This window comes from Halalkaliarchaeum sp. AArc-GB, from assembly GCF_031432225.1.
Lineage (GTDB): Archaea > Halobacteriota > Halobacteria > Halobacteriales > Haloferacaceae > Halalkaliarchaeum.
Genome location: NZ_JAVKGM010000002.1, coordinates 71076 through 96759, shown reverse-complemented (window position 1 = coordinate 96759; position 25684 = coordinate 71076). Strand labels below are relative to the sequence as shown.

Annotated in this window: 22 protein-coding genes; 14 read left to right on the top strand and 8 right to left on the bottom strand. The window is 64.2% G+C overall.

Translation table 11 applies throughout. The features are described from left to right. Window positions 1–77 precede the first annotated feature (77 nt). From RH858_RS03985 to mtnP, 11 genes are all read left to right on the top strand, one after another. Window positions 78–1082: a succinylglutamate desuccinylase/aspartoacylase family protein gene (locus RH858_RS03985; protein ID WP_259535222.1), complete on the top strand. Its 1005-nt coding sequence runs from the start codon at window positions 78–80 to the stop codon at window positions 1080–1082. A gap of 100 nt (window positions 1083–1182) precedes the next feature. Next, complete coding sequence (gene sdhC, locus RH858_RS03980) at window positions 1183–1608, top strand: succinate dehydrogenase, cytochrome b556 subunit (RefSeq protein ID WP_119816274.1); 426 nt, start codon at window positions 1183–1185, stop codon at window positions 1606–1608. Window position 1609: 1 nt separating this feature from the next. After that, window positions 1610–1981, top strand: a complete 372-nt coding sequence (locus RH858_RS03975) for a succinate dehydrogenase (protein WP_259535223.1) — start codon at window positions 1610–1612, stop codon at window positions 1979–1981. A gap of 3 nt (window positions 1982–1984) precedes the next feature. Next, complete coding sequence (locus RH858_RS03970) at window positions 1985–2923, top strand: succinate dehydrogenase/fumarate reductase iron-sulfur subunit (RefSeq protein ID WP_259535224.1); 939 nt, start codon at window positions 1985–1987, stop codon at window positions 2921–2923. A gap of 33 nt (window positions 2924–2956) precedes the next feature. Then, the gene (locus tag RH858_RS03965; protein ID WP_259535225.1) at window positions 2957–4789 is read left to right on the top strand and encodes an FAD-binding protein; all 1833 of its coding nucleotides are present in this window, start codon (window positions 2957–2959) and stop codon (window positions 4787–4789) included. A 105-nt stretch (window positions 4790–4894) separates the two neighbouring features. Further along, window positions 4895–6742: an FAD-binding protein gene (locus RH858_RS03960; RefSeq protein WP_310561175.1), complete on the top strand. Its 1848-nt coding sequence runs from the start codon at window positions 4895–4897 to the stop codon at window positions 6740–6742. 165 nt (window positions 6743–6907) lie between these two features. Further along, window positions 6908–8803, top strand: a complete 1896-nt coding sequence (locus tag RH858_RS03955) for a 2-oxoacid:acceptor oxidoreductase subunit alpha (protein WP_310561174.1) — start codon at window positions 6908–6910, stop codon at window positions 8801–8803. 2 nt (window positions 8804–8805) lie between these two features. Further along, window positions 8806–9744: a thiamine pyrophosphate-dependent enzyme gene (locus tag RH858_RS03950; protein ID WP_310561173.1), complete on the top strand. Its 939-nt coding sequence runs from the start codon at window positions 8806–8808 to the stop codon at window positions 9742–9744. Window positions 9745–9933: 189 nt separating this feature from the next. Next, the gene (lrpA1, locus tag RH858_RS03945) at window positions 9934–10362 is read left to right on the top strand and encodes an HTH-type transcriptional regulator LrpA1 (protein ID WP_259535229.1); all 429 of its coding nucleotides are present in this window, start codon (window positions 9934–9936) and stop codon (window positions 10360–10362) included. A gap of 124 nt (window positions 10363–10486) precedes the next feature. After that, complete coding sequence (locus tag RH858_RS03940; protein WP_310561172.1) at window positions 10487–12592, top strand: hypothetical protein; 2106 nt, start codon at window positions 10487–10489, stop codon at window positions 12590–12592. 74 nt (window positions 12593–12666) lie between these two features. Further along, the gene (gene mtnP / locus RH858_RS03935) at window positions 12667–13536 is read left to right on the top strand and encodes an S-methyl-5'-thioadenosine phosphorylase (RefSeq protein ID WP_310561171.1); all 870 of its coding nucleotides are present in this window, start codon (window positions 12667–12669) and stop codon (window positions 13534–13536) included. A 25-nt stretch (window positions 13537–13561) separates the two neighbouring features. On the opposite strand, the gene RH858_RS03930 is transcribed toward mtnP, so the two are convergent. The 4 genes from RH858_RS03930 to RH858_RS03915 all read right to left on the bottom strand — a co-directional run bounded on the left by RH858_RS03930 (window position 13562) and on the right by RH858_RS03915 (window position 16423). After that, window positions 13562–13741 (bottom strand): DUF5786 family protein, encoded by a 180-nt coding sequence (locus RH858_RS03930; protein WP_259535232.1) that lies wholly within the window; start codon window positions 13739–13741, stop codon window positions 13562–13564. Between the two features lie 110 nt (window positions 13742–13851). Beyond that, window positions 13852–14523, bottom strand: a complete 672-nt coding sequence (locus RH858_RS03925) for a hypothetical protein (RefSeq protein ID WP_310561170.1) — start codon at window positions 14521–14523, stop codon at window positions 13852–13854. A gap of 446 nt (window positions 14524–14969) precedes the next feature. After that, window positions 14970–15704, bottom strand: a complete 735-nt coding sequence (locus RH858_RS03920) for a hypothetical protein (RefSeq protein WP_310561169.1) — start codon at window positions 15702–15704, stop codon at window positions 14970–14972. A gap of 125 nt (window positions 15705–15829) precedes the next feature. Then, window positions 15830–16423 carry a hypothetical protein gene (locus RH858_RS03915; protein WP_310561168.1) on the bottom strand — a complete coding sequence of 198 codons (594 nt, stop codon included), beginning with the start codon at window positions 16421–16423 and terminating at the stop codon, window positions 15830–15832. Between the two features lie 452 nt (window positions 16424–16875). Between RH858_RS03915 and RH858_RS03910 the strand changes: the two genes are divergently transcribed. The 3 genes from RH858_RS03910 to RH858_RS03900 all read left to right on the top strand — a co-directional run bounded on the left by RH858_RS03910 (window position 16876) and on the right by RH858_RS03900 (window position 20867). Further along, a complete protein-coding gene (locus tag RH858_RS03910) occupies window positions 16876–18552 on the top strand; it encodes a DUF1102 domain-containing protein (RefSeq protein ID WP_310561167.1) in 1677 nt (558 codons plus the stop codon). A gap of 10 nt (window positions 18553–18562) precedes the next feature. Further along, complete coding sequence (locus RH858_RS03905; protein WP_310561166.1) at window positions 18563–19462, top strand: hypothetical protein; 900 nt, start codon at window positions 18563–18565, stop codon at window positions 19460–19462. 94 nt (window positions 19463–19556) lie between these two features. Further along, on the top strand, window positions 19557–20867 hold the full coding sequence (locus RH858_RS03900; RefSeq protein ID WP_310561165.1) for a DUF5305 domain-containing protein: 1311 nt from the start codon (window positions 19557–19559) through the stop codon (window positions 20865–20867). A 4-nt stretch (window positions 20868–20871) separates the two neighbouring features. Here the strand turns inward: RH858_RS03900 and RH858_RS03895 are convergent, their stop codons facing one another. The 4 genes from RH858_RS03895 to RH858_RS03880 form a co-directional block, all read right to left on the bottom strand. Further along, the gene (locus RH858_RS03895) at window positions 20872–21468 is read right to left on the bottom strand and encodes a hypothetical protein (RefSeq protein WP_310561164.1); all 597 of its coding nucleotides are present in this window, start codon (window positions 21466–21468) and stop codon (window positions 20872–20874) included. 84 nt (window positions 21469–21552) lie between these two features. Then, on the bottom strand, window positions 21553–22836 hold the full coding sequence (locus RH858_RS03890) for an HAD family hydrolase (protein WP_310561163.1): 1284 nt from the start codon (window positions 22834–22836) through the stop codon (window positions 21553–21555). 49 nt (window positions 22837–22885) lie between these two features. Beyond that, window positions 22886–25084 carry a thioredoxin domain-containing protein gene (locus RH858_RS03885; protein WP_310561162.1) on the bottom strand — a complete coding sequence of 733 codons (2199 nt, stop codon included), beginning with the start codon at window positions 25082–25084 and terminating at the stop codon, window positions 22886–22888. Between the two features lie 84 nt (window positions 25085–25168). Next, on the bottom strand, window positions 25169–25612 hold the full coding sequence (locus RH858_RS03880) for an NUDIX domain-containing protein (RefSeq protein WP_310561161.1): 444 nt from the start codon (window positions 25610–25612) through the stop codon (window positions 25169–25171). Window positions 25613–25684: the final 72 nt, after the last annotated feature.

Sequence of the window (25684 nt, the reverse complement as noted above, 5' to 3'; positions counted from 1 at the left end):
CTGTTCGGGTTTCCCATCGCCCGAACGACCGCTCCGCTGTCAGACCATTTAAGACCCCACGCGCCCGATCCCGGCTCATGGCCGAATCCGGGGACGTTTTCACGTACAACGGCGGCAGGGTCGAACCCGGGGAGCGGCAGAACCTCCGGTATCGGATCAGCGAGACGTATCTGGGTGATCCAGTCCGCATCCCGGTGACGATCGTCAACGGCAAGCGTCCCGGTCCGACCGCGTTTCTCTCCGCAGCATCTCACGGCGACGAACTCAACGGGATCGAGGTGGTTCGGGAGGTCGCCCACGAGTGGGAACTGTCCGATCTCGCCGGAACGCTGGTCTGTCTGCCCGTCCTCAACGTGCCCGGATTCATTACCCAGCAGCGCTATTTACCGATCTACGATCGCGACCTCAACCGGTCGTTCCCGGGTGATCCCGAGTCGACGAGTTCGAAACGGATGGCCCACCGCATCTTCACGAACTTCCTCGAGCCGTGTGACGTCGGGATCGACTTTCACACCTCGACTCGAGGACGAACGAACATGCTTCACGTCCGGGGGGACATGACCGACCGGGAGGTCCACCGTCTCGCGATGGCGTTCGGCTCGAAGGTGGTTATCGACAGCGAACCGCCCGAAGGGACGCTCAGAGGGGAGGCGACGAGAGCCGGGACGCCGACGATCACCGTCGAGATGGGGGAGGCACACCGGTTCCAGCGGGATCTCATCGACGACGCGCTCGCCGGCGTCGAGTCGGTCTTCGCGGAGTACGGGCTGTTGGAAACTGCGGCGGTTAGGTGGCCGGGATGGCGGACGATCGTCGCCGGCGGGGCAGAGAAGACGTGGATACGCGCGGACGCGGGCGGCATCGTCGATATGCACGCTTCGCGGGGCGAACTCGTTCGCGAGGGCGACGTGATCGCGACGATCACGAACCCGTTCAAGGCCGACGACGTCGCCATCGAAGCGCCGTTCACTGGGGTGTTGGTCGGCGTACTCGAAAATCCGGTCGTCTACCCCGGGAACCCCCTGTGTCACCTCGTCGAGCTCGAGCCGGAGGTTCGGCGAGTGCTCGAATCCGGAGCGTGAGTGTCCGTCGCCGTCGGTTCGTATTTTCCCCTCCGAGTTTCCGTTCCCTGCCGCCGACTACGTAACTACTATACCCCCCCGCGACGGACTGCCAAACGTTATGAGTCAGTCGTACAACAGGGGCGTGATCGAGGACTTCAGCCGCTGGCGGGAGTTCTCGGCGGGGATGTGGGCCTGGATCTTCCACAAGTTCACCGGCTGGGTGCTCGTGGGATACCTGTTTACCCACATTGCCGTGCTCAGTACGGCGATTCCCGCGGCGAGTCAGGATCCGTCGGTGATCGCAGCCGGAAACGACATCTACACGCAGACGATCGTGACGCTCGAAGAGTTGTTACTCGTGCGCGTGCTCGAGGTCGGGTTGCTCGCAGTCGCCGTGTTCCACATCCTCAACGGGACGCGGCTGCTGTTCATCGATCTGGGGATCGGCCTGGAGTCACAGGATAAGAGCTTCTACGCGTCGTTGATACTGACTGGTGCAATCACCGTCGCATCCGTTCCGACGTTCATCGCGGGGGCGTTCTGAGATGGCACAGCAGTACTCCTCCTTTAGACACGGCGGGACGATGTGGCTGCTCCAGCGGATCACGGCGGCGTTTTTGATCGTCGTGCTGGCGTTCCACTTCTTTTTGCTGCACTTCGTCCATCACGCCGACGAGGTGTCGTTCCTCGCGACGGCGGGACGGATGGAACAGTGGAGCTACTACTCGCTCATGGTGTTGTTTTTGATCACGGCGACGTTCCATGGGGTAAACGGCGTGTACAATGCGCTAATAAATCAGGGACTCTCGGGGACCAAGCGCACCGCGGTGAAGTGGATCCTCGTCGTCGCCAGCCTTGTCGTGATCGTCCAGGGGATCCGGACCGCCAACGCCTGGGCAGGAATCGGGGTGTTTTGAACCATGAGTACTGACGCAACTGAAACTACGGACGCGGAGACGGCAGCCGAAACGGAGACGGAAACCGACGCGACGGCAGACTCCGAGGTGGCGACCGACGCGAAACCGGAGGCTCCCTCGCCGGGCGAACAGAGACGACAGGCGAAACAAGAGCGTGCAGCCGACCGCGAGGCGGCAGCCGACCGCGAGGCCGAGGACATCGCAGCGTCGGCCGACAACACTGTTCACCTGCGCGTGTTCAGGTACGACCCCGATGTCGAGGGGAAGACGGAACCGTACTTCGACGATTTTCACGTCCCGTTCACGAAGGGGATGACCGTCCTGGACGCGCTGATCTGGGCACGCGACAACTACGACCCCTCCCTCACCTTCCGGCACTCCTGCCGGCAGGCGATCTGTGGGTCGGACGCGCTGTTCGTCAACGGGAGACAGCGGCTCGCCTGCAAGACGCAGATCAGCGACATGAGCGAACCCGTCATGGTCGAGCCGCTCCCGCACTCGGAGGTCGAAAAGGATCTGGTCGTCGACATGGAGCACTTCTACGACCAGATGGAGGCGGTCGAGCCGTACTTCCAGACGAACGAACTCCCCGAGGACGAACTCGAAGAGCAGCGACAGTCCCGGGAGAACCGCGAGACGATCAAGATGTCCACCCGGTGTATCTGGTGTAGTGCGTGTATGTCCTCGTGCAACATCGCCGCCGGGAACAACGAGTATCTCGGACCGGCCGCGCTCAACAAGGCGTATCGGTTCGCCATGGACGAGCGGGAGGGCGAGGACATGAAACAGCACCGGCTGGAGATCATCGAAGAGGAGAACGGCGTCTGGCGGTGTCAGACCCAGTTCTCCTGTACGGAGGTGTGTCCGAAGGACATCCCGCTCACCGAGCACATCCAGGCGCTCAAGCGCGAAGCGGTGAAACACAACCTGAAGTTCTGGTGACCCCAGACGCGAGAAGACATTCAGATCCAATCCATGTACGAATACGACGTTATCGTGGTCGGCGCGGGCGGTGCCGGTCTCCGCGCGGCGATCGCGGCACAGGAGGCAGGGGCCGACGTGGCCATCGTCACGAAGCTCCATCCGGTCCGGTCTCACACCGGTGCGGCGGAAGGCGGCGTCAACGCCGCCCTCCATCCGGACGACTCGGTGGAGGATCACGCCTACGAGACGATGAAGGGATCGGACTACCTCGCCGATGCCCCCGCGGTCGAAACCTTCGCCGAGAACATCCCGCGGGAGGTGGTCCAGCTCGAACGGTGGGGAATGGCCTTTTCCCGCGAGGAGGACGGTCGGATCTCCCAGCGACCGTTCGGCGGAATGGCGTTCCCGCGGACCGCCTACGCCGGGGCGGAAACCGGCCACCACCTGCTCCACACGATGTACGAGCAGGTCGTGAAACGCGGCATCACGGTCTTCGACGAGTGGTACGTAACCAAGCTCGTCGTGACCGACGAGGACGATCCTGCCGATCGGACGTGTCACGGCGCGGTCGCGATCGACATCGCGACCGGCGAGATCGCGGGCTTTCACGCCCGGAACGGTGTGATACTGGCGACCGGGGGCGCCGGACAGGTGTTCGAACACACCACGAACGCGATCTCCAACTCGGCTGACGGGATGGCAATGGCGTACCGTGCGGGGGTGCCGCTGGAGGACATGGAGTTCATCCAGTTCCACCCGACGACGCTCCCCTCGACGGGTGTCCTCATCACGGAGGGCGTTCGGGGGGAAGGCGGAATCCTCTACAATGCGGAGGGGGAGCGGTTCATGTTCGAGCACGGCTACGCGAACAACGCCGGGGAGTTGGCCTCCCGGGACGTGGTCTCGCGGGCGGAGCTCACCGAAGTGAACGAGGGACGGGGGATCGAAGACGAGTACGTCCATCTCGACATGCGCCACCTCGGCGAGGAGCGGATCATCGATCGACTGGAGAACATCGTTCACCTCGCGGAGGACTTCGAGGGCGTCGACGCGCTCGAAGAGCCCATGCCCGTAAAGCCGGGCTGTCACTACACGATGGGCGGGATCGAGACCGACGAAAACGGCCAGACCAGAGTCGATGGGCTGTACGCCGCCGGCGAGTGCGCCTGCGTCTCGATGCACGGCGCGAATCGCCTCGGCGGGAACTCGCTCGCGGAACTACTCGTGTTCGGGGAGCGTGCCGGTCGAGACGCGGCCGGCGACGAGATCGAGGAGCCGGAGATCCCGACCGGCTGGACCGACAACGCCGAGGAGGCCGACTTCGTGCCGCCGGTCGAACTCGGGGCCGCCGGCGTCGAGCCCGCCGCGGTCGCGGACGGCGGCGCGATGGCCGCCTCGCCGGTCGAACTCGTCGAGAACGCGGTGGAGTCAGAACGCGCGTGGGTCGATCAGTTGCTCGAACGCGACGACGGCGTCAATCACGCCCAGATCCGGGCGAGAGTCCAGGATACGATGGGCCAGCACGTCAACGTGTTCCGCGAGGAGAAGGGACTCGAGCAGGCGGTTCGTGACGTCCAGGAGGCACGGAAGCTGTATCGGGAGGTGCACGTGGAGGACCCCTCGCGGACGTTCAACACCGACCTGATCCAGGCGCTGGAGACGCGCAACGTCATCGACGTTGCGGAAACGATCGCAGTCGGTGCGCTGGCGCGCGAGGAGTTCCGGGGGGCCCACTGGCGCGAGAAGCACCAGCGGCGCAAGGACGACGAGTGGCTCAAACACACGTTCGTCTCGTGGAACGACGGGGAGCCGCAGCTGTGGTACCGGCCGGTACTCCTCGAGGGCGAGATGCAAAACTACGAGCCGAAAGAGCGAAGCTACTGAACTGTCGCCGGCGGTTGTGAGTTCTCGCGGTTGCCGTTTTCTCGTGTTCGATTGGATCGAGCAGTACAATTAGGTCGCTGTAGTTCCAATACGGAGAGGAGATAAATGTACGAGTACGACGTCATCGTGGTCGGCGCGGGCGGCGCCGGCCTCAGAGCGGCGATCGCGGCACAGGAGGCAGGGGCCGACGTGGCCATCGTCACGAAGCTCCATCCGGTCCGGTCCCACACCGGCGCGGCGGAGGGCGGCATCAACGCCGCACTCAGGGAGGGCGACTCTTGGGAGGATCACGCCTACGACACGATGAAAGGCTCCGACTACCTCGGCGACGCCCCGGCCATCGAGACGCTGTGTAAGGACAGTCCAGAGGAGACCGTCCAGCTGGAACACTGGGGAATGGCGTTCTCCCGCGACGACGACGGTCGGATGAGCCAACGGCCGTTCGGCGGGCTGTCGTTCCCACGGACCACCTACGCCGGTGCGGAAACCGGCCACCAGCTGCTTCACACACTGTACGAACAGCTCGTGAAGCGCGGCGTCGAGGTGTACGACGAGTGGCACGCCACGCGGCTCGCGGTTTCCGACGAGGAACAGCCGGAGGATCGGACGTGTCACGGCGTCGTCGCCTACGACGTCAAGACCGGCGAGATCGCGGGGTTCAAGGCGAACGACGGCGTGATACTGGCGACCGGTGGTCCCGGCCAGGTGTACGATCACACCACGAACGCGGTCGCGTGCACCGGTGACGGCACTGCGATGGCGTACCGTGCGGGGGTCCCGCTGGAGGACATGGAGTTCATCCAGTTCCATCCGACGACGCTCCCCTCGACGGGCGTGCTGATCACCGAGGGTGTCCGCGGGGAGGGCGGCATCCTCTACAACGCCGAGGGGGAGCGGTTCATGTTCGAACGGGGGTACGCGAACAACGCCGGGGAGTTGGCCTCCCGGGACGTGGTCTCCCGGGCGGAACTCACCGAAGTGAACGAGGGGCGGGGGATCGAAGACGAGTACGTCCATCTCGACATGCGCCACCTCGGCGAGGAGCGGATCATCGACCGCCTGGAGAACATCCTCCACCTCGCGGAGGACTTCGAAGGCGTCGATCCTCTCGAGGAGCCGATGCCCGTAAAGCCCGGACAGCACTTCGCGATGGGCGGGATCGAGACCGACGAGAACGGCCAGACGTGCATCGAGGGCCTGTACGCCGCCGGTGAGTGTGCCTGTGCGTCGGTTCACGGCGCCAACCGTCTGGGCGGTAACGCGCTGCCCGAGTTGACCGTCTTCGGCAAACGGGCGGGCCACCACGCTGGCGGCAAAGAAATCGAGGAGGCGAAAATCGAGACGGGGAAACGCGGCGAGTACGAATCCGGTGCGATAGAAACGCCCGTCGAACTCGGCGAGGTCGACACCTCCGGCGAACCCGTCGCCTCCGACGGTGGAACGCCGGGAGACGGCGGTGCCGCGGACGGGGGAGAGATCGTCGAACGCGCGGTCGAAGACGAACGAGAGCGCGTCGAGATGCTGCTGGAACGCGACGACGGCGTCCACCACGCCCAGATCCGGGCCGAACTCCAGGAATCGATGACCCAGTACGTCAACGTGTTCCGCGAGGAGGAGAGACTCGAGCAGGCGCTTCGGGACATCCGACGCGCACGCGAGCGGTACCAAGACGTCGCCGTGGCGGATCCCTCGCGGACGTTCAACACCGACCTGCTTCAGACGATCGAAACCCGGAACCTACTGGATCTGGCGGAGGCGATCACCATCGGTGCGCTGGTGCGCGAGGAGTTCCGGGGAGCCCACTGGCGGAAGGAACACCAACGGCGAAAGGACGACGAGTGGCTCAAACACACCATGCTCTCGTGGAACGACGGCGACCCGGAGCTGTGGTTCCGGCCGGTCGTTCTCGAGGGCGAAGAGAAGACCTACGAGCCGAAGACGCGCAGCTACTGATCCGCGTTCCGTCGTATTTCCGGCCGCCGCGGCGACCTCACGCAAGCAATGTTTTCGGGAAACAGGGGATTCATAACGATCGTTTTGTGGTAATTCATAGCAAGCCCTTTTACCTCGCCCTTGTAAATTCAGATTACTCGGCCCGAACGGGCCGCGGCCAAAACTATGACTGAAAGTGAACTCATCTGGCGGATTTCCGGCGGTTCGGGGGACGGTATCGCCTCGACTAGCCAGAACTTCGCCAAGGCGTTGATGCGTTCGGGACTGCACGTGTTTACGCACCGCCACTACCCGTCGCGGATCCGGGGTGGCCACACGTACACGGAGATCCGGGCGTCGGACGAACCCGTCAAGTCACGGGGTGACGGGTACAACTTCCTGCTCGCGCTGGGGGACTCCTTCGCCCGGAACCCACAGGAGGACGCCTACTACGGCAACGAGGAGCTCAAACCGCTCTCGGAGAACCTCGACGAACTCCGCGAGGGGGGCGTGATCGTCTACGATTCGGGGCTGCTCGACGCAGACGAGATCGAGGATTTCGACCGACGAGTCGAGGAGAACGATTGGCACGTCTATCCGATCGACCTCCGCGGGATGGCTCGCGAGCAGGGGCGTGAGGTCATGCGGAACACGGCCGGCGTCGGTGTGACGTGTGCGCTGATCGGGATGGATCTGGAGTACATCCAGGACCTCATGCGTGAAGCGATGCCGGAGAAGATCCTGGAGCCGAACCTCGAGATCCTCCAGACGGCGTACGAGCAGGTCCAGGAGGAGCACGATCCGGACGCCCACGACGTTCGGGTTCCGTCCGGGGAACACGACGAACCGCAGCTCCTGATGTCGGGATCGGACGCGATCTCCTACGGCGCGATCGACGAGGGCTGTCGGTTCATCGCCGGCTATCCGATGACGCCCTGGACGGAGGTGTTCACCATCATGACACAGGCCATGTCGGGGCTCGGCGGAATCTCCGAGCAGGTCGAAGACGAGATCGCGGCGGCGGCGCTGGCGCTCGGGGCGTCCCACGCCGGCGTCAAGTCGATGTCCGGCTCCTCCGGCGGCGGGTTCGCGTTGATGTCCGAGCCGCTCGGGCTGGCGGAGATGACCGAGACGCCCGTGGTGTTCGTCGAGGCGATGCGTGCCGGTCCCTCCACGGGGATGCCGACGAAGACCGAACAGGGCGACCTCGAACACGTGCTGTACACTTCTCAGGGTGACACCCACCGCGTGGTGTTCGCCCCGGGGACCGTCGAGGAGGCGTACGACCAGACCCGGACGGCGTTCCGGATCGCCTACGAGTACCAGATTCCGGCGATCGTCCTGTACGACCAGAAGCTCGGCGGGGAGCTGATAAGCGTCCCCGAGAGCACGTTCGACCGGGAGCCGAACCCGGACCTGGGATCGGTGCTCACGGAAGAAGAGCTCGTGGACGCGCCGCACAACGCCGCCGGCAAGTACGAGCGGTTCCAGCACGACGTCGAGGACGGCGTGAGCCCGCGCTCGTTGCCCGGCCAGAAGGGTGGTCGATTCCTCGCGACGGGCAACGAACACGAGCCGTCGGGGCACATAAGCGAGAGTCCCGAAAACCGGGTTGCGCAGGTCGACCGGCGGAGCCAGAAGGTCGAGGCGATCCGGGCGGAGCTCGACGACGAGGGCAACCAGACGCCGCACGGGCCCGAGGACGCCGAGTACGGCATCCTCACGTGGGGGAGCCAGCAGGGAACTGTCGAGGAGGCGGTCGACGAACTGAACGCTGCCGGCCATTCGGTGAAGTCGCTCGGAGTCTCCGACCTCACGCCGTATCCGGTTACGGACGTCGAGGCGTTCGTCGAAAGCGTCGAGGAAGTGCTCGTCGTGGAGATGAACGCGTCGGCACAGTTCCGTGGGCTCACCCAGAAGGAGCTGGGTCGCTACGGCGAGAAGCTGTCGAGCCTGCTGAAGTACAACGGCAACCCGTTCGAGCCGGCCGACATCGTCGAGGGGTTCGAGTCGACGATGATCGACGGCAACGACGACGTGCCGGGCATTGAAACCACGTTCGTACCAGCGGCGGGTGATTAACTATGAGTGCATTCAACGCGATCGGCGAGGAACGCGAGATCGATCGAGAGGAGTTCACGCCCGGAATCGAACCGCAGCCGACATGGTGTCCCGGCTGTGGCGACTTCGGCGTACTGAAGGCGCTGAAACAGGCGCTTCCCGAGGTCGGGCGGACGCCCGAGGAGACGCTTCTGGTGACTGGAATCGGCTGTTCGGGCAAGCTCAACAGCTATCTCGACAGCTACGGCTTCCACACCATCCACGGTCGGTCGCTGCCGGTCGCCCGCGCAGCGAAGCTTGCAAACCCCGGACTCGAGGTCATCGCTGCCGGCGGCGACGGCGACGGCTACGGGATCGGCGGGAACCACTTCATGCACACCGCCCGGGAGAACCACGACATGACCTACGTCGTGTTCAACAACGAGATCTTCGGCCTCACGAAGGGGCAGACGTCCCCGACGAGCCCGAAGGGACACAAGTCCAAAACACAGCCCCACGGCAGTGCGAAGGATCCCATCCGACCGCTGTCGCTGGCGTTGACCTCCGGGGCGTCGTACGTCGCCCGGACCGCCGCAGTGAACCCGAACCAGGCGAAGGAAATCCTCACGGAGGCGATTCAGCACGACGGCTTCGCTCACGTCGATTTCCTCACGCAGTGTCCGACCTGGAACAAGGACGCTCGCCAGTACGTCCCGTACACGGACGTGCAGGACTCCGACGACTACGACTTCGACGTCCACGATCGCGTCGAGGCCCAGGAGGCGATGCGCACCGCCGAGGACGCGCTGTCCGAGGGCGAAGTGCTCACCGGTCGGTTTTACGTCGACGAAAAGCGGCCCTCCTACCAGGAGGAGAAACAGCGCATCGGCGAGATGCCCGAGACGCCGCTTGCAGAGCGGTACTTCGACGACGACTACGAGTGGGAACGCGCCTACGACGAGTTCATCGACAAACACCGGTAGGCTGACCGCCACCGGACGTACCGATCTGCGGCCGCCCTTCTTTCTTTTCGACGCTATAACTCACAGACTGGGGCGCCTTTTTCGGCCGACCAAATCCTGTGTTGGCGGAGACGAAGGGTGTGATCAACTGTCCGACAAACGATTTTGTAATTCGGAAGGTATTTTTTCTATCCGGCCAAAACACGTGACATGAGCGCTGCCCCGACGGAGGATCGAATCCTCGAAGCTCTCGAGGAGGACGCCCAGGCGTCGTACGCGGAGATCGCACAGCAGGCCGGGGTTTCGAAACCCACCGTCCGGAAGTACATCCGCAAGCTGGAGGAGGAGGGAGTCATCGTCGGCTACTCCGCGGAGGTCGACCCGAAGAAGCTCTCCTCGCAGTCGATCGCGATGGTCGGGATGGACGTCGACAGCGGGCGGTACGTCGAGGCCACCCGGAAGCTCAAGCAGCTCGACGCCGTCGAATCGCTGTACACGTCCTCCGGGGACCACATGCTGATGGCGGAAGTCCGGGCCGGAAACGGCGACGAGCTCGGGGACGTCATCGCCGAGGAGATACTGGGGATCGAGGGAATCACGGCGGCACACCCCTCGTTCCTCCAGGAGCGGCTGAAGTGAGCCACTGTCGGTTCGAACGGGGGCCAACTGTCGGTTCCATCGGTTCCATCAGTTCCTTTTCTCGGCTCCGCCGACAGGTTAGGCGGAGAAATTACTAAGGCCGATGGGCAGAGACGTTGAAACTATGGGGGGTGTCGACACAGGGGCGCGGATAGCGTTCACTGCCGATGGAGAGACGCTTCGCGTCCGAGATCTCATCGAGGGGAAGGAGATGGTCGTCGAGGCCGACCGGGAGATCGATCCGGTGCCGGCGCTTACTGACCTGTTCGTCTTTCCGGTCGACCGGGCAGTTTCATTCGAGACGGAATCGATTCACCTCCCGTCTCACTCGATGGTTCGGGTCCGCGATGGGGAGGGGAAGTTCCTCGGAAACCTTTTGGAACCCACCGAGTATCCGACTCGAGATTATCTGTTCGACGTTACTGGTAACGTTCGGACGTACGTTCGCGTGGAGGACAGAGCGTTTGCAGCGTCCGGAAGAAATCAGGACGACTCATTCACCGTCGAGTTCGACGAGCCCACAACGGTGACGGTCGGGTCCCGCTCACTTCACACTCGACCGGAGGCGACGATCGTCGTACCCGACGAGCCGACAGCCGCGATGGAGGCAGTTTCGCATCTCGGCTCCTCGATCAAGGAGTTCTCCGCCGAGCGGTCGTGGCCGACGCTCCGGGGGCACCCGCCCCGGATTCGTCGGGGCGATCGGCTCGAAATCCCCGACCTGATCCAACGGCCCGAAACGGGTATCCGGATCGAGGTGCCTCCGGAGTATCCGGACGTCTATCGGGTTGCGCCGCTTGCCTTTTACTTGGGGGCGAGCGTCGACCCCGGCGATGCGGCCGAGCTCCATCTCGAAAACGGATACATCGAACCGCTTCGATCCCCCGGTCGATCGCTTTCGGAGACCGTCGAAGAGCTATTGAAGCGGTGTCTCCTTCTGGATTCTCTCGTTCGAATCGGGGGATACATTCCCTCACGGCGCCTCGAGTACGAGGAGCTGGGTCCGGATCTCCCGTTTTATCCGCCGAACCTCTACGACGCCACGCTGTCGGAGCAGCTGCTCGAGTATCTGGAGGTGGAGCGATCGGTACTGGAACCGTACTTCCCCACGTGGAGTACGACGGCCGTCCTCCGGCCCGATCCGGCGGACGTCGAACTGCTTCCATACCTGGCACATACGCTTTCGCCGATACGCGTATGCGATTCGCCTGGTGACAGTAAGAACGGAGAGAAGACCGCCGGAACAGTTCCATACGGTTGGCCTGATGGGCGAATCCCGGATTCCCCGACCGACGCCAGTACCCTAGCGGTGACCGCCGAGACTCTTCCGTCGAATGCTGCCCTCCTGAACGTCGAGACGTACGAGAACGCATTCGATCTCCCGCCGGTGCCTCCGGGAGAGGCTGCCGTCGCGCTCGTCACCGACTCTCCGGAACGGGGGCGGCGATGGCGAGAGCAATTGCGTGGCCTCTCCGATGGAGACGTCGGCATCGGGGCGATCGAGGTCGTCGTGCGACCGGATTGTGATCGGTTCCGGGCGCTGTTCGCCGGGAGGTACGATGGAGTATACGCTTCGCTTCCCGTGGTGGGGGACGAAATCGTCTGCGATGACGGCGGCATGCGTCTCGAAAGAATTGGGGCCGTCGGAGCCCGGTTTGTTGCCTTCGAGGCGGGACCGTCCGTGGAGCAATCCGCGTCGGTAGTCCGGAACGGCGCCGTCACTGCCGCCGTCATCGATGGGCCAGTTTCGGATGACCGGTTACGCGAGTTCCTGGAACTGCTGGGGATCGGCCTTTCACTGGAAACGAGCAGTAGACTCGTCCTCTCTGAGGGGCCCATCCAGATTCGGTTCGTCGGCGATCCAGGACATCAGATGACGATCAACAAAGACGGGACCCCACCACAGATCGTCGAGGTGGATCCCGTCGAAGTCGACCGCCATCGAGTGGCGACCGAAAGTTTCCTCACAGTTCGTCATCGTCCCGGTCAAGAGAAGCGATTCAACACGAATTGGGCGGACGATCGTTCTCACTTGACAGGCACGCGTCGAAGTGACCATTCTCTGGTGTCGACCGACGATCTCCTGGAGATCGCAACGTTGGACGATTCGGTCATCGCAACCCCGGATATGGTTACGGCCGATCCCGAACGCTTCACCGAGAAGGACGTCAGACGAACGGTCCGGCGTTCCCGGTGGAAGGGATCGGACCGTGAAGTTCCTGAAACCTAGCGATCGGTCGCGGTCGAACGCACCCTCGAACCCGACGCGCCGCTTATAAGTTCCGACGGCACCCAGTCCCGGACATGATCGGATTCATCGGCGGTAGCGGCATCTACGAGGCCCTTCCCCTCGAGAACGTCCAAAAAAAGGAGTATGCGACCCCGTACGGGGAGCCGAGCGCGCCGGTGACGGTCGGCGAGTTCGGCGACACCGGGCGGGAGGTGGCGTTCCTGCCCCGGCACGGGCCGAACCACGGCAAGTCGCCGACCGACCTGCCGTATCGTGCGAACATGTACGCCCTGAAGCTCGCGGGGGTCACACACGTCTTCGCGTCGAACGCGGTCGGCAGCCTCAGGGAGGAGCTCCCGCCGGGGACGCTCGTGATCCCGGACAACGTCTACGACCGGACGAAACACCGGGAGCTGTCCTTTTACGGCGACGGGATCGTGGTCCACCAGCCGTTCGCGGAGCCGTACAGCCCGGAGCTGGTCGATCACCTCACCGAGTCGGCCCGGACGGCCGTGTCGGATCGCGGGATGGACGCCGACGTGGTGAAGGGGGGGACGTACGTCTGCATCGAGGGGCCGCAGTTCTCCACGAAGGCGGAAAGCGAGTTCTACCGGTCGCAGGGGTGGGACCTGGTCGGGATGACCACAATCCCGGAAGCGAAACTGGCCCGCGAGGCCGAGATCGCCTACGCGACGATCTGTGGCGTCACCGACTACGACGTCTGGAAGGAGGACAGCCAGGTGACCCTGGAGGAAGTGCTCGAGAACGCCGAACGGAACCAGCGCGCAATAAAAGCGACCGTCGAGGAGGCGATTCGGACCCTGCCCGAAGGCCACACCTGCGAGGCGCATTCGGCGCTCGAGGGCACCGTGAACACGCCGACAGAGTCGATTCCCGAGGAAGTCCGCGATCGGGTGGAACCGCTCGTGGGTGAATACCTGTAACAGCGTACCGGAGGCGATCGGGGCGTTACTCCTCGTTTTCGTCTTTGATTTCCGCCAGTCGGTCGACGAGGTCGTCAGTCGACGCGTCCGACTCGAACTTGACTTCCCCCTCGTGGTCGTTTTCGTGGACGTTGACGCCCTTGCTCTCGTCCGCGTCGACTTCCTGATCCTGTTGTTCGGACTCGTCGTAGCTTCCAAAACCCATACACGTCCCTAACCCCGTCTCGGATTAAAACAACCGATCCGGGCCCGCAGTCGGGCCGATCGGACGGCACGTTTCGAGGGCCACTCCGACAGTCGAGGCGACCGTACCGACTACTCTGCGTCGGTGTTGGCGTCGCCGTCGACCTGGGTCTCGCCGTCGGGGTTTTCGACCTCGACGTCGAAGCTGTCCGAGAGCGTCACCGTATCGTCCTCGTTCTGGTTGCCGTCGGCGTCGACGGTCAACTCGAGTTCCACCGTCGTCGTCTTCGAGTCCCCCGCGTCGAGCGAACTGTCACTGAAGTCGTCCTCGGTGATGTCGGTGCCGACGTCGGTGATGTCGTGTTGGGTGAATGTTATTTGGAACCACCCATCTGTATTCGAGAATTGGTCTGTAGTACCTCCCTCCGCGCTCTCGACCTCATCACTCGAGTCGTCGTCGACTTCCTCCAACACTACGTCGTAAATCTGATCGGTCTGTTCGCCCACGCGCGCTTCCAGCGTCACCGAGACCACGTCGACGCCGTCGGCGAAGTTTTCCCAATCGATCTCGATCTGCGGTGCGACGTACACCGCCGACACTTCGCCGTCGTTGTTCTCGACGGTCGGCGTGTCGGCGGCGGTGAACTCCGAGGCGTCGGCGTCGACGGCGGCCGTCGAGCCGGCGAGATGATTCGCGATCCCGGCCGCCAGCAGGGTGGTGCCGGCGGTGGTCCCCAGTCCCCGGAGGAGTCCTCTTCGTGTGCGGTTCGCCTGTCCGTGTGAATCGACTTGCTCGTCAGTCATCGTTGTGTAGCGATCGGTCGCTACCCCACTGGCTCGATCCCTCTCGGGACGCTCCGACGCTCCGTCTCCGTGAGTCATCGCCGAACGCGACGCATCGTGCCGCGTGTCATCCCCCGACGGCGATTCCCTGCCTGTTGTCTTTCCTTCCTTCCTTGTATTCTCGAGATTCCGTAGAGTATTTAGTAGTTTTTATTGTGTAAAAAATACCTCAGTTGAAACGTTCGCGGAGAGTCAGCTGTCGTCGACGTGATCGGTTCAGGCCCGGCTGGGCCTGGTCGTCGATGCCTCGTTCCTCCCCAGCCGCAGCCGTGTCGCCGTCGCGAGCGGTGAAACCGCGAGCCGGACGACACGGCTGCCCTCCGCGCGTTTCTCGCGCGCGCGCCGAATTTAAAGGGGATCCGCGATGCTGTCCGGTGGTACTTACACTTATCCGACCGTCGGGTTCGCTACCCGTTCGAACCCCAGACCGGGTTCGAAACCGTACGGTCGCCGATCGTGACCTTGATGATCTGGCCTCCGCCGTCACGGAGGGAAACCTTCTGATTTTCGGGTATCTCGATCTCTTTCTCGGTGGAAGTCGGTTCACCCTGGCCCTTTTTGTACGTCACCGTCACGGTGTAGTTTCCGGGATCTCCAGAGACGAACACGTTTCCGGTCCCTTTGAACTCCACGGTGAGATCCCCTTCGTCGCCGTCGACAGTGCTCACGTTCTCCAGTGTCACGGTCTCCGTTCCGGTCGTCGGCCCGCAATCGACCTCGACTGTCCGAGTGATCTCGAAGCTCGCGCCGCCCGCCCCGCCTTCGATGTCGAGTTCGACCACGCCAGTTCTTTCGACCGCTGTACACTCGGCTGTTGCGGCCGTCCCTTCGCCGACACCGATCGCCGTCGATTCGAGTTCTACTGTGTCGGCGTCGATCACGTCGTTCCCGTCGGCCACCGTGACGTCCAATTCGTCCATCTCGCTCGCGAACTGGTTCGTGATCGTCAACAGGTGAATCCGGTCCTCTTCGGACAGTTCGTCGCCTACCATTTCGATCCCGACGTACGCCTCGTCGTCAGGAACGACGCTCACGTCGACGCCCCGGTCGGCGGTCATCGCCGAGAAGCCGCCGGTCCCGGCGACTAAAAATAGGATTCCCAGCACCGCGAACGCGACGCTCACTCGCGTGAGTGGGCTCACGGCTGATCACCGTCCGCGTTCGCACTCGACCCCGTGTAATCGTCCGTCATATCTCCCCCAGGTTTACGTTCCGTGTCAGTTTCGCCAGTGGCTGTCGTGGGTGACTGCCGCGTCGATCCGCTCGATCAGGACGACTCCCGTTCCATCTCCGGCGGCACGTCGCCGGCTCCCAGCCGCATCTCGGAGGTGTAGTAGCGGTGCGCGAGCGCCGACACCAGGAACGCGACCACGATGAACACCCCCCACGAGAGGTCCGGCAACAGCGTGAACGGGTACACCCCCAGCCAGACGGCGGCGTACAGCGCCGCCGACACCAGCGAGAGGCCGAGGTAGTACTCGCTCCAGGGAATCTCGTTGCCGTGGATGACGTCCATGTAGATCTCGACGTCCTCCATCGCTGGCGTGGGCTCTACCACCCCGCGATCCTTGTTGAACGAGACGATCCCCGCCTCGTCCATCTTCGGCAGGTGCGACTGCTGTAAGGCGGTGTACACCCGCTTTCGCTCGTCATAGGACACCTCCGCGAGGTCCACCTCGTTCTCCCAGGCGGCGACCTGCTCGGCCAGCGTCCCCAGGTCGACCTGCTCGTCGGCGCCTTCCGCGTCGCGTTTGAGCGCGTGCAACGCGTACCGCCGCCGCCGGTTGGCTAACACCTCGAACAACTCGTTTTCGCTTACGTGGCCGGTCCCCCCGCGGCCTGTGGCTGACGCGACACCCATCTCGGTCCACATGTTGCTCGGAATACTATTAAAGATAAACGACTGTTTTACTTTCTCCCCCGTTCAGGCGGGGCTTGAGAATCACTGACAGAGAATGCCTTCCCGACCGGACTCGCGACCGTTGCGCTATCTCCACTGATACTTTCGTTTAATCGACGATTAGCTGTCGATTGAATCCCCCGAATATCGGATTCAGCTCCGACGCGCCGCCCGGGTGGGTATTTCAACCGCGTATACACCGGCGGTGTGTCACACTCCGGAGTCGTTCGGGTAACCGGTCGGTTCGGGACGCTCTCGTGTCGACGGGTCGGTGGGCATAAAACGTCTCAAGGTCACCCTGAGCGACACCGAACGAAAAAACCCTCCGGTCGCTTCCCCTCAAACGGATCAATACCTTATATGCTGGACGGATAGGTCGAACCGAACGCGAACCGATGACTCGGTAGCAAACGATGGACCGGACGCACATCGTCCTCCTCGCGGTTGCGCTCGCAAGCGGCCTCGTGGTAGTGGCGACTGCCGGAGCGCCGATCGACGCGCTCGCGTCCGGGGACGGGATCGACGTGATCGGGCCGGACGAACCGGCCGGCGCGACCGGACAGCTGGAACTCGAACCGCACGATGGACCGAATGGAAAGTACGCGTTCGTAAACGACGACGACGAGATCGAGATCGCCATCGACGCTTCCAATCCGAACATCGACGGGGAGCGCGGGGTCAACGTCGAAGCGGGGACGACGATACACGACGTGTTCACGGTGACGTACAACGCGTCGACGATCGAAAACAACACGCCGGTGCGAGTGTGGATCGAACACGGCGACGATCCGGACACCGACGTCGTGGAAAGCGAACTTCTCACCTTCACCAGCGACGGCAAACCGATCGAAGGCGAGAACGCGAACCTCACCCTGTCCCCGAACGAGACGGCGTCGATCGGCCTGCACGTCGACTCGACCGGCGCAGATCCGGGCCTGGTGACGAGTAACTTCACGATTCGCGCCCAGTTCCCCACGGAACCGGAGACGGACGACCGGGCGGTGACGACGACCCGGACGAGTTTCTCCTTCACCTCGCCGGCGCCGACCCTGTGTGAGGGGACGGTGTACAACGCCAGGGGCGGCGAGACGACGCGCGTCGACGCCTGTTCCGTGGAGATCGTCGACGGTGTTACGCTCGAGTCGGCGGCGTTCACGATGTCATCCGACGACACTGTCGACGTCCGCCTCGAAGGGAGCCCAACGCAGCTCTCCGACCGGCCTGCGCTCGATCCGGCCGGGACCGGTGCCGCCCCGCTCGGTTACTTCACCGCCGAGTTCGAGCCCCACGCCGGAGACGCGACGTCGGTGACGGACGTCAGTTACGACGTCTTCGTGTCGTCGGAACGACTCGCGACGCCCGGTATCGAGACGCCCGGAACGGTACGCAACCCCGATCCGATCGACGAACTCGATCCGGCGTCGATTCGACTGTACGGCTTCGATCCGGTCAACGAGAGCTGGATATCCCTCGAAACGGAAGTCGTGGAAACGACCGACGAAGGCGTGCTCCTCCGAACCGACGCGGGTCGGTTCCCGGTGTACGCTGTCGGCGTCGACGCCCCGGTCCTGCGCGTCGAGGAGACGAGTCTCGATCCGTCGACCGTCGCGGTCGACGAACCGGCGACGGTCACTGTGACGCTCGCAAACGATGGTCTCGCCGGAGGGGACGCCAACCTCACTCTGCGGGCGAACGAAACGGTGATCGCGACGACAACGGTCGCAGTTCCGGCAGGAAACCGGACGGTCGCCACCGTCGAGGCAGTGTTCGACGAGCCGGGTGTCTACGAGATAACCGTCGACGGCGAGGCTGTCGGGGAGCTCACCGTCGAGGCGCCGCCGACCGAGGATCCGCCGGAAACCGAGGAGCCGTCGGTCACGACGCCGGGGGCGGCGGATTCGACCCCCTCCACCCCGGAGGAACCCGATGAGACGCCCGACCCGGAGGACGTTCCGACGGAGGCTGACGGGGCGTTCGACGGCATCGAGGAGCCGGCCGGGATCGACCTCGAGCGGACGGTCGGACTTGTTTCGTTGCTCGTCATCGTCCTGGCAACGACGTATCTCGTCAGGCGGATGCCACGGAGATGAGAGATAATTCATGAACGGCGCACGCGACTCGGGAGCCCGAGCCCCGAACGACGGCGAACTGCCGCCGTTCTCTGCGGCGCTCCGTCGGCTCATCTCCCTCCGCGAAATTGCGGTGCTCGCGGTTTTTCCCCTCGTGCTTGTGGGAACCGCTCTGCTCCCGGCGGAAACGAAGCGAACACTCGTGTTCGCGTACACCGACCCGACGGTGATCACTGCGTACGCCTCTCACTTCGTTCATTTCCGGGTCGATCACCTCCTCGCGAACCTGCTCGGATACCTGCTCGTGGTGCCGACGACGTATCTCCTTTCGACCTTTGCAGATCGTCGCCGACTGTTCTGGACCATGTTCGCCACCGTATTGCTGGCGGGGCCGTTCGTCCTCTCGGGGCTGAACCTCGCGATCCCCCGAGACGCGATCGGGTACGGGAGCTCGGGTGTCATCATGGCGTTTTTCGGCATCCTTCCGGTCGCGCTGTACAACTACGCTCGTCCGTTTTTCGTCTCCGACCTGCGAGCCCGTGATCTGCCCGTGCTGTTTTTCCTCGTGGTCGGGATCATCAGCGGAATCGTCCTCCCGCGGTCGGACGCGACGGTGGCGATAGCGGTCGTCTCCGGACTCCTCGCCGCCGGCTACGGTGGATTTATTCTCGTCCGGGAACGTCGTGCCCGGAACAGATTGGGATCCCCGTCACGTCCGGTACGACCGTTCGGATACGTCGAACTCCCCCTCGTCGGCGGGGTGTTGCTCGTCGGCTATCCCCTCGTCGGATTCCCGTCGGAACTCGTCGCTGCTAACCGCGTCGTCAACCTCTACGTGCACTTCCTGGGTTTTGCGATCGCGTTCGTCGCCGCGTACGTCGGGGAAGTAACTCACGTACTGGCAGAGACGACCGGAGCGGACGCGGAGTGAGTTCGCGACCGGCCGAAGCTATAAGACGACGACCGGCAAACGGTGAAAAGTAACAACAATGTCACGTCGTCGGGGCATGCGGGGGGACAGAGCCGTGAACGAACGGACACTCCGGGTTCGCGCGTTCGTCGACTCGAACTGGGGCGTCCTGCTTGCGGTGTTTCTGCTGGTGGCGCTCGCGGGGGGCTGGTTCGCCTACGGCGCGTACGTCGATCCTCCGGAGGAGACGACGACCGAAACGGTCTCCTCCTGGAGCGTCGACGCGGAGTGGAGCCACAGTGCGACCGTCACGGAGGACAACACCGTGTTCCCGGTCGGCACCGAACTCGACGACCGGACTACCTACTTCGGCGCGATCGCGCCGACCCTCTCGGGAGCGTTCGAAGTCGGCTACACCGCGACGGACGCCTCGGACGTCTCGATCGACACGGAGAGCACGCTCGTCGCGCAGTCGGTAGACGAAGAGACGGAGACGGTTTACTGGTCGGAAACTGACGTGCTGGATTCGGCGTCGGCCGACGGGCTCGATCCGGACGGGACCGTCGAGACGACGTTCTCGATCAACACCACCGCCCTCGACGAGCGGATCGGGCAGATCCGCGAGGAAATCGGTGCCGATCCCGGCACGCTCGAACTGTTCGTCGAGACGACAGTAACGATCGAGGGCACGTTCGACGGCGACCGGGAGACGGCGGAACTGACCTACGAGCTGCCGCTCGACCTGGACGGAACGACATACCGCGTCGACGATCCCGGTTTCCTGACCGAGGAGTTCGAGCGGACCGAACCCGTCTCCGAGCCGGCAGACCCCGGGCTTTTGGGTGGCGTCCTCGCGCCGATTCTCCTTTTCGTCGGTCTGGTGGGCGGGGCAGGCGTCGCCGCCGGGCGTCACACCGGCCGGTTCGCGGTCGACGACGCCGAACGCGACTGGCTCGCGTTCCGCGACGACAGGTCCGAGTTCGACGAGTGGGTGACCCGGATCTCGCTGCCCGGTGATGCGCTCGAACGCCCGACTGCTCGCGCCGCATCGCTACAGGATCTGGTCGACTTCGCGATCGACAACTCCGCCGGAGTCATCGAGGACCCCGAACGGAACACGTTCTACGTGATCACCGACGAGTACGTCTACACGTACGAACCGCCGGCGGCTCCCGCCCCCGAGGGGGACTCCGACGGCAGCGACGATGACGTCCTGGCGCCCGATAGCGAGAAGAAACCGACCACCGACGACGTGTTCGAATCCGACGAGATCGTCTCCACGTCCGTCCCGGGAACCGGGACAACGGAGGACGACGTTTCGACTGGGGATGGAGAGAACGGAACCGGGGCGGCCGACGGACAGCCCTTCGAGTCCGTCGACGGAAACGCTGACTCGGCTGAAAATCCACGTTCGGACGGAGGCTAAGTCGCTATCCTGGGTCTCCGTCGGCCCGGAGACGTGCAAACCCGCCGGTCGTTCGCCGAACCGACCACACGTGGATCACGGCCGATCCCAGGAATCCGACGACGACGCCCGCGACCCAGGCTTCGACCGGGAGCAGCGTAAACGGGTACAGTTCGAGCGAGACCAGCACGAACACCGCGAGTGTAACCAGCGACAGCCCGAGGTAGTAGCCGCTCCAGGAGATTTCCTCCGCGCCGACGACGTCGAGGTAGACGTCGTACGTCTCGATCCCCGGCGACGGGTCGACGACCCCCTGGTCCTCGTCGAACCGGACGAGATCGGCCTCGTCGAGCCGGGGGAGGTGAACCTGCTGTAGGGACGTGTACACCCGATGACGCTCGCGTTCGGTTATCTGCTCGACGGTGGTGTCGTGTTCCCACGCGGCCACTCGATCCGCGAGATCCCCGACCGACACGGGCCCGTCGGCGACGGACAACGCGTGGAGGGCGTACCTGCGTCGTTCGTTGCGAAGGAGCTCGTAGACGTCCTGTGTGTCCTGGCGCTGACGCTTATCCCGCTGCAGTAGCTGTCCCCCCGTCGCTTCACTCGACGACCCACGCACTACCACATACTGGGTGGTTACTCGGACATAAGTGTTCTGTCGACGACACGATCCGCGGTTGCCGCCCCGGCTAGTCGGGGCTTCTCATTCGATCCGGGCGAGTAGATTCATCACGAACGCGGTGCGTAAAAGCGAGGCAGACTGCCCCTTCTCGAACACCAGATCGTCGGTATCCATCACGTGTTCGAGCACGTCCGTGGAGGCGTGTGCGGGTGCTGCCGCGATCCCGGTGTCGTGTTCCTCGGCCCACCGCATCACTCGGAGGTCCGACTTGCTGTCGCCCATCACCAGCACGAACGGGTCCTCGATTTCGAGCACGTCGAGGGCGGCTTCGACCCCGGCGACCTTGTTGAGTTCCAGCGAACCGATCTCGGCGGCGTCGGCGTGGTAGTAGGCGACGTCGATCCGCTCGAAGAGCGCCCGGACGGGGTCGGGGACGTCGTCGACCCCGATCGAGGACGTCTCCCGTTCGGTTTCCAGCACCTCGCGGACCTCCGGATCCGCGTCGGCGTAGAACGCCCGGGCCCACGCCGGACCCGGATCGAGGCCGCCGTCCTCGGTGTGATGTTCCGGGAACTCCTCGCCAGCGCCGTCCACGTGTGTGGCGACAGCCTCCCCGAGTAGATCGAGCAGATACACCACCCCCGAGTCGATCACGGCCTCGGCGCGGTCGCTTCCGGTCTCGAAGTTCGGCTTCAGCGTGACGTTGAACTCGTTGCCCTGGAGGTGACAGCCCCGGCGGATCTCCTCTGGAGCGTCCGGCAGCACCCGCGAGCGGATCTCGTCGAAGACGGATCGGACGCCCTCGTCGAGATCTTCATACAGGAGCTGTTTCGTCCGGGAGCCGTGGCCGGGCGTGAACACGCCGGTTCCCGCCTCGTAGACGATACTCATCTTCCCCGAGTGGACGATCTCGTTTCCCAGCCCCTGGATCATAAAGCCCTTGACGTTCTCGAGGGTCTGGCCGGTGCAGATGACGATCGGAACGCCCGCCTCGTGGAACTCGGTCAACACGTGGAGCGTGTCCCGAGGGATCTCGTTGTCGGTACCCCCTGCGGATCGAAGCGTCTCGTCGACGTCGAGCACGAGCGCATTCAGAGCCCGGTCGTAGGATGTGAGCAGATCCAGCGCAGTGAACGCCGACTCCCGGTCGGCTCGGGCGGCAACCTCGGCGAACACCCCGCCGGACGGGAAGGCGGTCCGGATCTCTTCTTTCCGGCGGTCGAGTTCGTCGTTCGCGTCCTGCCAGTGGTCGAGTGCGACCCGGGAGTCGACGGGCGGGAACAGGTCGACAAAGTCCTGGTACTCGCGGAGCGTCTCGGTGTCGAACTCGTCGTAGAGCCTGTAGAGGAGATCGTACCGTTCCATTTTCGGCGAACTTCGCGTTCCAGTTAGTTAAGTGCGTCCCGGCTGGCAGCTATTTCGACTCGGCTCCCGTCTCGAACCAGTCGATCGCGTCGCCGATCGAGTGCCGCGGCGGCGAGCAGCTGAACCCGCGACAGGCGTACACCGTCGGCTCGCCGTCGACGGCCGCCCTGTTTGCCCAGATCGGCGGTGCCGCCGCCAGCCCGAGCGTCTCGAGCCACTCGTCGAGACCGTCGTCAGTCGGCGGTCGATGTGCGAGGACCGATCCCGGAAGATACCGTTCCGAGAGCGCCTTTCGCCAGGGTTCGGGGAAATCCTCGGCAGCAAGCGTCAGTTCGAGTGATCCCCGCCGTCGGCGCTGTGCGGCCCTGACGAGGGAGACGTGCTCGATCGGGCTCGCCCGGATCCGGTCGGCGTGGGTACGGAGGATGCGATCGGCGCGGTCGCCGAACTCGTCTTCCGGCGCGAACGCGTCGAGTTCGATCAGCAGTTCCGTCGCGACGCCGAGGCTCGACGGGGTCGATCCGTCGGTGAACTCCTGGGGACGAACCTGCAGTGTTTCTCCCGATTCGGGCGTGTAGTACAGCGTTTCGTCCTCCTCGTCCCAGAACTCCGCGATCGCAGCTCTGGAAAGCGAGAGTGCAACAGAAAGGGGTTCGACGTCTCCGGTGGCCTGATACAGGTCGAACGTGCCCCGCGCGAGGAACGCGTAATCGTCGAGGAATCCCGGTCCCGAAACGTCGTCGTCGAGCCACCGGCGGTCGAGCCGTCCCGTCTCCCCGGCGTCGGGGTCCCATAGCCGACCGCGAAGGAACGCAAGCGCCTCCCGGGCGGTGTCAGCGAGGCTGTCGTCCCCCAGCACCAGCGCTCCCCGGGCGAACGCCGAGATCGCGAGCCCGTTCCACGCCGCGATCACTTTCCCGTCGCGATCGGGACGCGGTCGGTGCTCCCGAGCGTCGAACAGCGACTCGCGACCGTCTTCGATCGCCTTCTCGACCTCGTCGATGGCCATCTCGTGATCGTCGGCGATCTCCTCGACCCGCTTTGCGATCGTCGGCACGGTGGTTCCCCCCTCGAAGTTCCCGCCGTCGGTGATCCCGTACCGCTCGCAAACCACGGTCGCGGTCGGCTCCGCCAGGATGTCGCGAACCTCCCTGGGCGTCCAGACGTAAAAGGCGCCCTCGGTCGGGCCGCCGTCGCGGCCGGCCGGCGGCTCGCTTTCGGCGTCGAGCGTGGCGGCGAATCCACCGTGGTCCCCCTGGAACTCCCGTTTCAGGAACTCGAAGGTCTCCGCCGCAATCCGGGCGTACTCGTCGGTTCCCGTGATCCGATACGCGTCCAGATACACCGGAGGTAGCAGCGCGTTGTCGTACAGCATCTTCTCGAAGTGGGGGACCGTCCACTGCCGGTCGACCGCGTATCTGTGGAACCCGCCGCCGACGTGGTCGTACATTCCGCCGGCTACCATCGCGTCGAGCGTCCGCGTTGCAGCCGACAGCGCTGCATCCCGTCCCCCTGCCGTGGCGCCGTACAAAAGCAGATCCAGCCGTCCGGGCTGGGGGAACTGCGGGCCCTCGGAGCCGAACCCGCCGTGGTCCGTATCCGCGCTTCGCAACGCGGCGTTCGTCGCCGACGCGAGCAGATCGTCCCCCGAGTCGTCGTCCAGGCCGAGGGGATCGACGACGTCGTCGGCCGTACCCGACGTCTCGGAGGACTCACCCGCCGATTCGAGGTGACTTCGAGCCGCCTGGATCCACTGGTCGCCCCGCGATTCCATCTCCGCCCGCTGGTCCGGATCCGCCCAGGAGTCGGCGATCCGTCGGCACAGTTCCGCAAAGCCCGGCCGCCCCCGTTGCGGCTCCGGCGGGAAGTACGTCCCCACGTAAAACGGGTTTCCCTCCGGTGTGAGCCACGCCGAAAGCGGCCAGCCGCCGCCCCCGGTGACGAGCTGACACACCGTCATGTAGAGCGTGTCGACGTCGGGTCGGTCCTCGCGGTCGACCTTGATCGGGACGAACTCCTCGTTTATCACCGCCGCGATCGACTCGTCGGCAAACGACTCCGACTCCATCACGTGACACCAGTGACACGCCGAGTATCCGATCGAGAGAAAGATCGGGCGGTCGCGATCGCGGGCGCCCGAAAGCGCTGTTTCGTCCCACGGCTGCCAGTTCACTGGGTTCTCGGCGTGCTGCCGGAGGTACGGGCTGACCTCCTCGTCGAGACGGTTCCGGGATAGCGGGTCCGACATGGCCGTAGCTTGGACCCCACGCCGAAAAGCGTGTATCCCGCGGGACGACTGTCCCAGTCGCCGTGAATGCGGGTAGCTATCGGTTCATACGTAGCTTTCCTGCTCTTCGAGCAGGGAGTCGAGGTACTCGTGGGCCTCCTCGAGTATCTCCCGGGGGCCGTCCTGAGTGATGGTGTTTATCGCCTGTTCGTAGTCGCGCCACTGGAGGTCGCGGTGCTCCTTCGACAGCTCCGCGCTCGCCTCGAACGAGTGGGCGATGAACAGGTGGACCGTCTTGTGGATCGTTTTGCCGTTCGCTTCGAAGACGTAATCGTAGTCTTCGCGGAAGCCGTCGATCAGCCGGAACTCCTCGATCCCGGCCTCCTCTTCGACCTCCCGTATCGCCGTCTGCTGGAGCTCCTCGTCGCCTTCGACCCCGCCTTTGGGGAACTCCCAGTCCCCCGGTCGGCTCTTCAGGAGGAGATACTCCCTCCGATCGCGGGTGTCGCGGAAGAGGATGGCTCCAGCGCTGGTCGCTTCGACCGCCATTGACGAGAGGTAAGCTATCGGCGGTTAAATGGGTGTCGGAGGAACGGCCATCCCGGTTCCGCTGCCGTGTTT

Coding starts and splice junctions, on each gene's coding strand:
- RH858_RS03970 (WP_259535224.1), top strand. CDS start 1,985: ATGAGTACTGACGCAACTGAAACTACGGACGCGGAGACGGCAGCCGAA.
- RH858_RS03890 (WP_310561163.1), bottom strand. CDS start 22,836: ATGGAACGGTACGATCTCCTCTACAGGCTCTACGACGAGTTCGACACC.
- RH858_RS03955 (WP_310561174.1), top strand. CDS start 6,908: ATGACTGAAAGTGAACTCATCTGGCGGATTTCCGGCGGTTCGGGGGAC.
- RH858_RS03885 (WP_310561162.1), bottom strand. CDS start 25,084: ATGTCGGACCCGCTATCCCGGAACCGTCTCGACGAGGAGGTCAGCCCG.
- RH858_RS03965 (WP_259535225.1), top strand. CDS start 2,957: ATGTACGAATACGACGTTATCGTGGTCGGCGCGGGCGGTGCCGGTCTC.
- RH858_RS03960 (WP_310561175.1), top strand. CDS start 4,895: ATGTACGAGTACGACGTCATCGTGGTCGGCGCGGGCGGCGCCGGCCTC.
- RH858_RS03950 (WP_310561173.1), top strand. CDS start 8,806: ATGAGTGCATTCAACGCGATCGGCGAGGAACGCGAGATCGATCGAGAG.
- RH858_RS03985 (WP_259535222.1), top strand. CDS start 78: ATGGCCGAATCCGGGGACGTTTTCACGTACAACGGCGGCAGGGTCGAA.
- RH858_RS03910 (WP_310561167.1), top strand. CDS start 16,876: ATGGACCGGACGCACATCGTCCTCCTCGCGGTTGCGCTCGCAAGCGGC.
- RH858_RS03880 (WP_310561161.1), bottom strand. CDS start 25,612: ATGGCGGTCGAAGCGACCAGCGCTGGAGCCATCCTCTTCCGCGACACC.
- RH858_RS03975 (WP_259535223.1), top strand. CDS start 1,610: ATGGCACAGCAGTACTCCTCCTTTAGACACGGCGGGACGATGTGGCTG.
- mtnP (WP_310561171.1), top strand. CDS start 12,667: ATGATCGGATTCATCGGCGGTAGCGGCATCTACGAGGCCCTTCCCCTC.
- RH858_RS03930 (WP_259535232.1), bottom strand. CDS start 13,741: ATGGGTTTTGGAAGCTACGACGAGTCCGAACAACAGGATCAGGAAGTC.
- lrpA1 (WP_259535229.1), top strand. CDS start 9,934: ATGAGCGCTGCCCCGACGGAGGATCGAATCCTCGAAGCTCTCGAGGAG.
- RH858_RS03925 (WP_310561170.1), bottom strand. CDS start 14,523: ATGACTGACGAGCAAGTCGATTCACACGGACAGGCGAACCGCACACGA.
- RH858_RS03940 (WP_310561172.1), top strand. CDS start 10,487: ATGGGGGGTGTCGACACAGGGGCGCGGATAGCGTTCACTGCCGATGGA.
- RH858_RS03915 (WP_310561168.1), bottom strand. CDS start 16,423: ATGGGTGTCGCGTCAGCCACAGGCCGCGGGGGGACCGGCCACGTAAGC.
- RH858_RS03905 (WP_310561166.1), top strand. CDS start 18,563: ATGAACGGCGCACGCGACTCGGGAGCCCGAGCCCCGAACGACGGCGAA.
- sdhC (WP_119816274.1), top strand. CDS start 1,183: ATGAGTCAGTCGTACAACAGGGGCGTGATCGAGGACTTCAGCCGCTGG.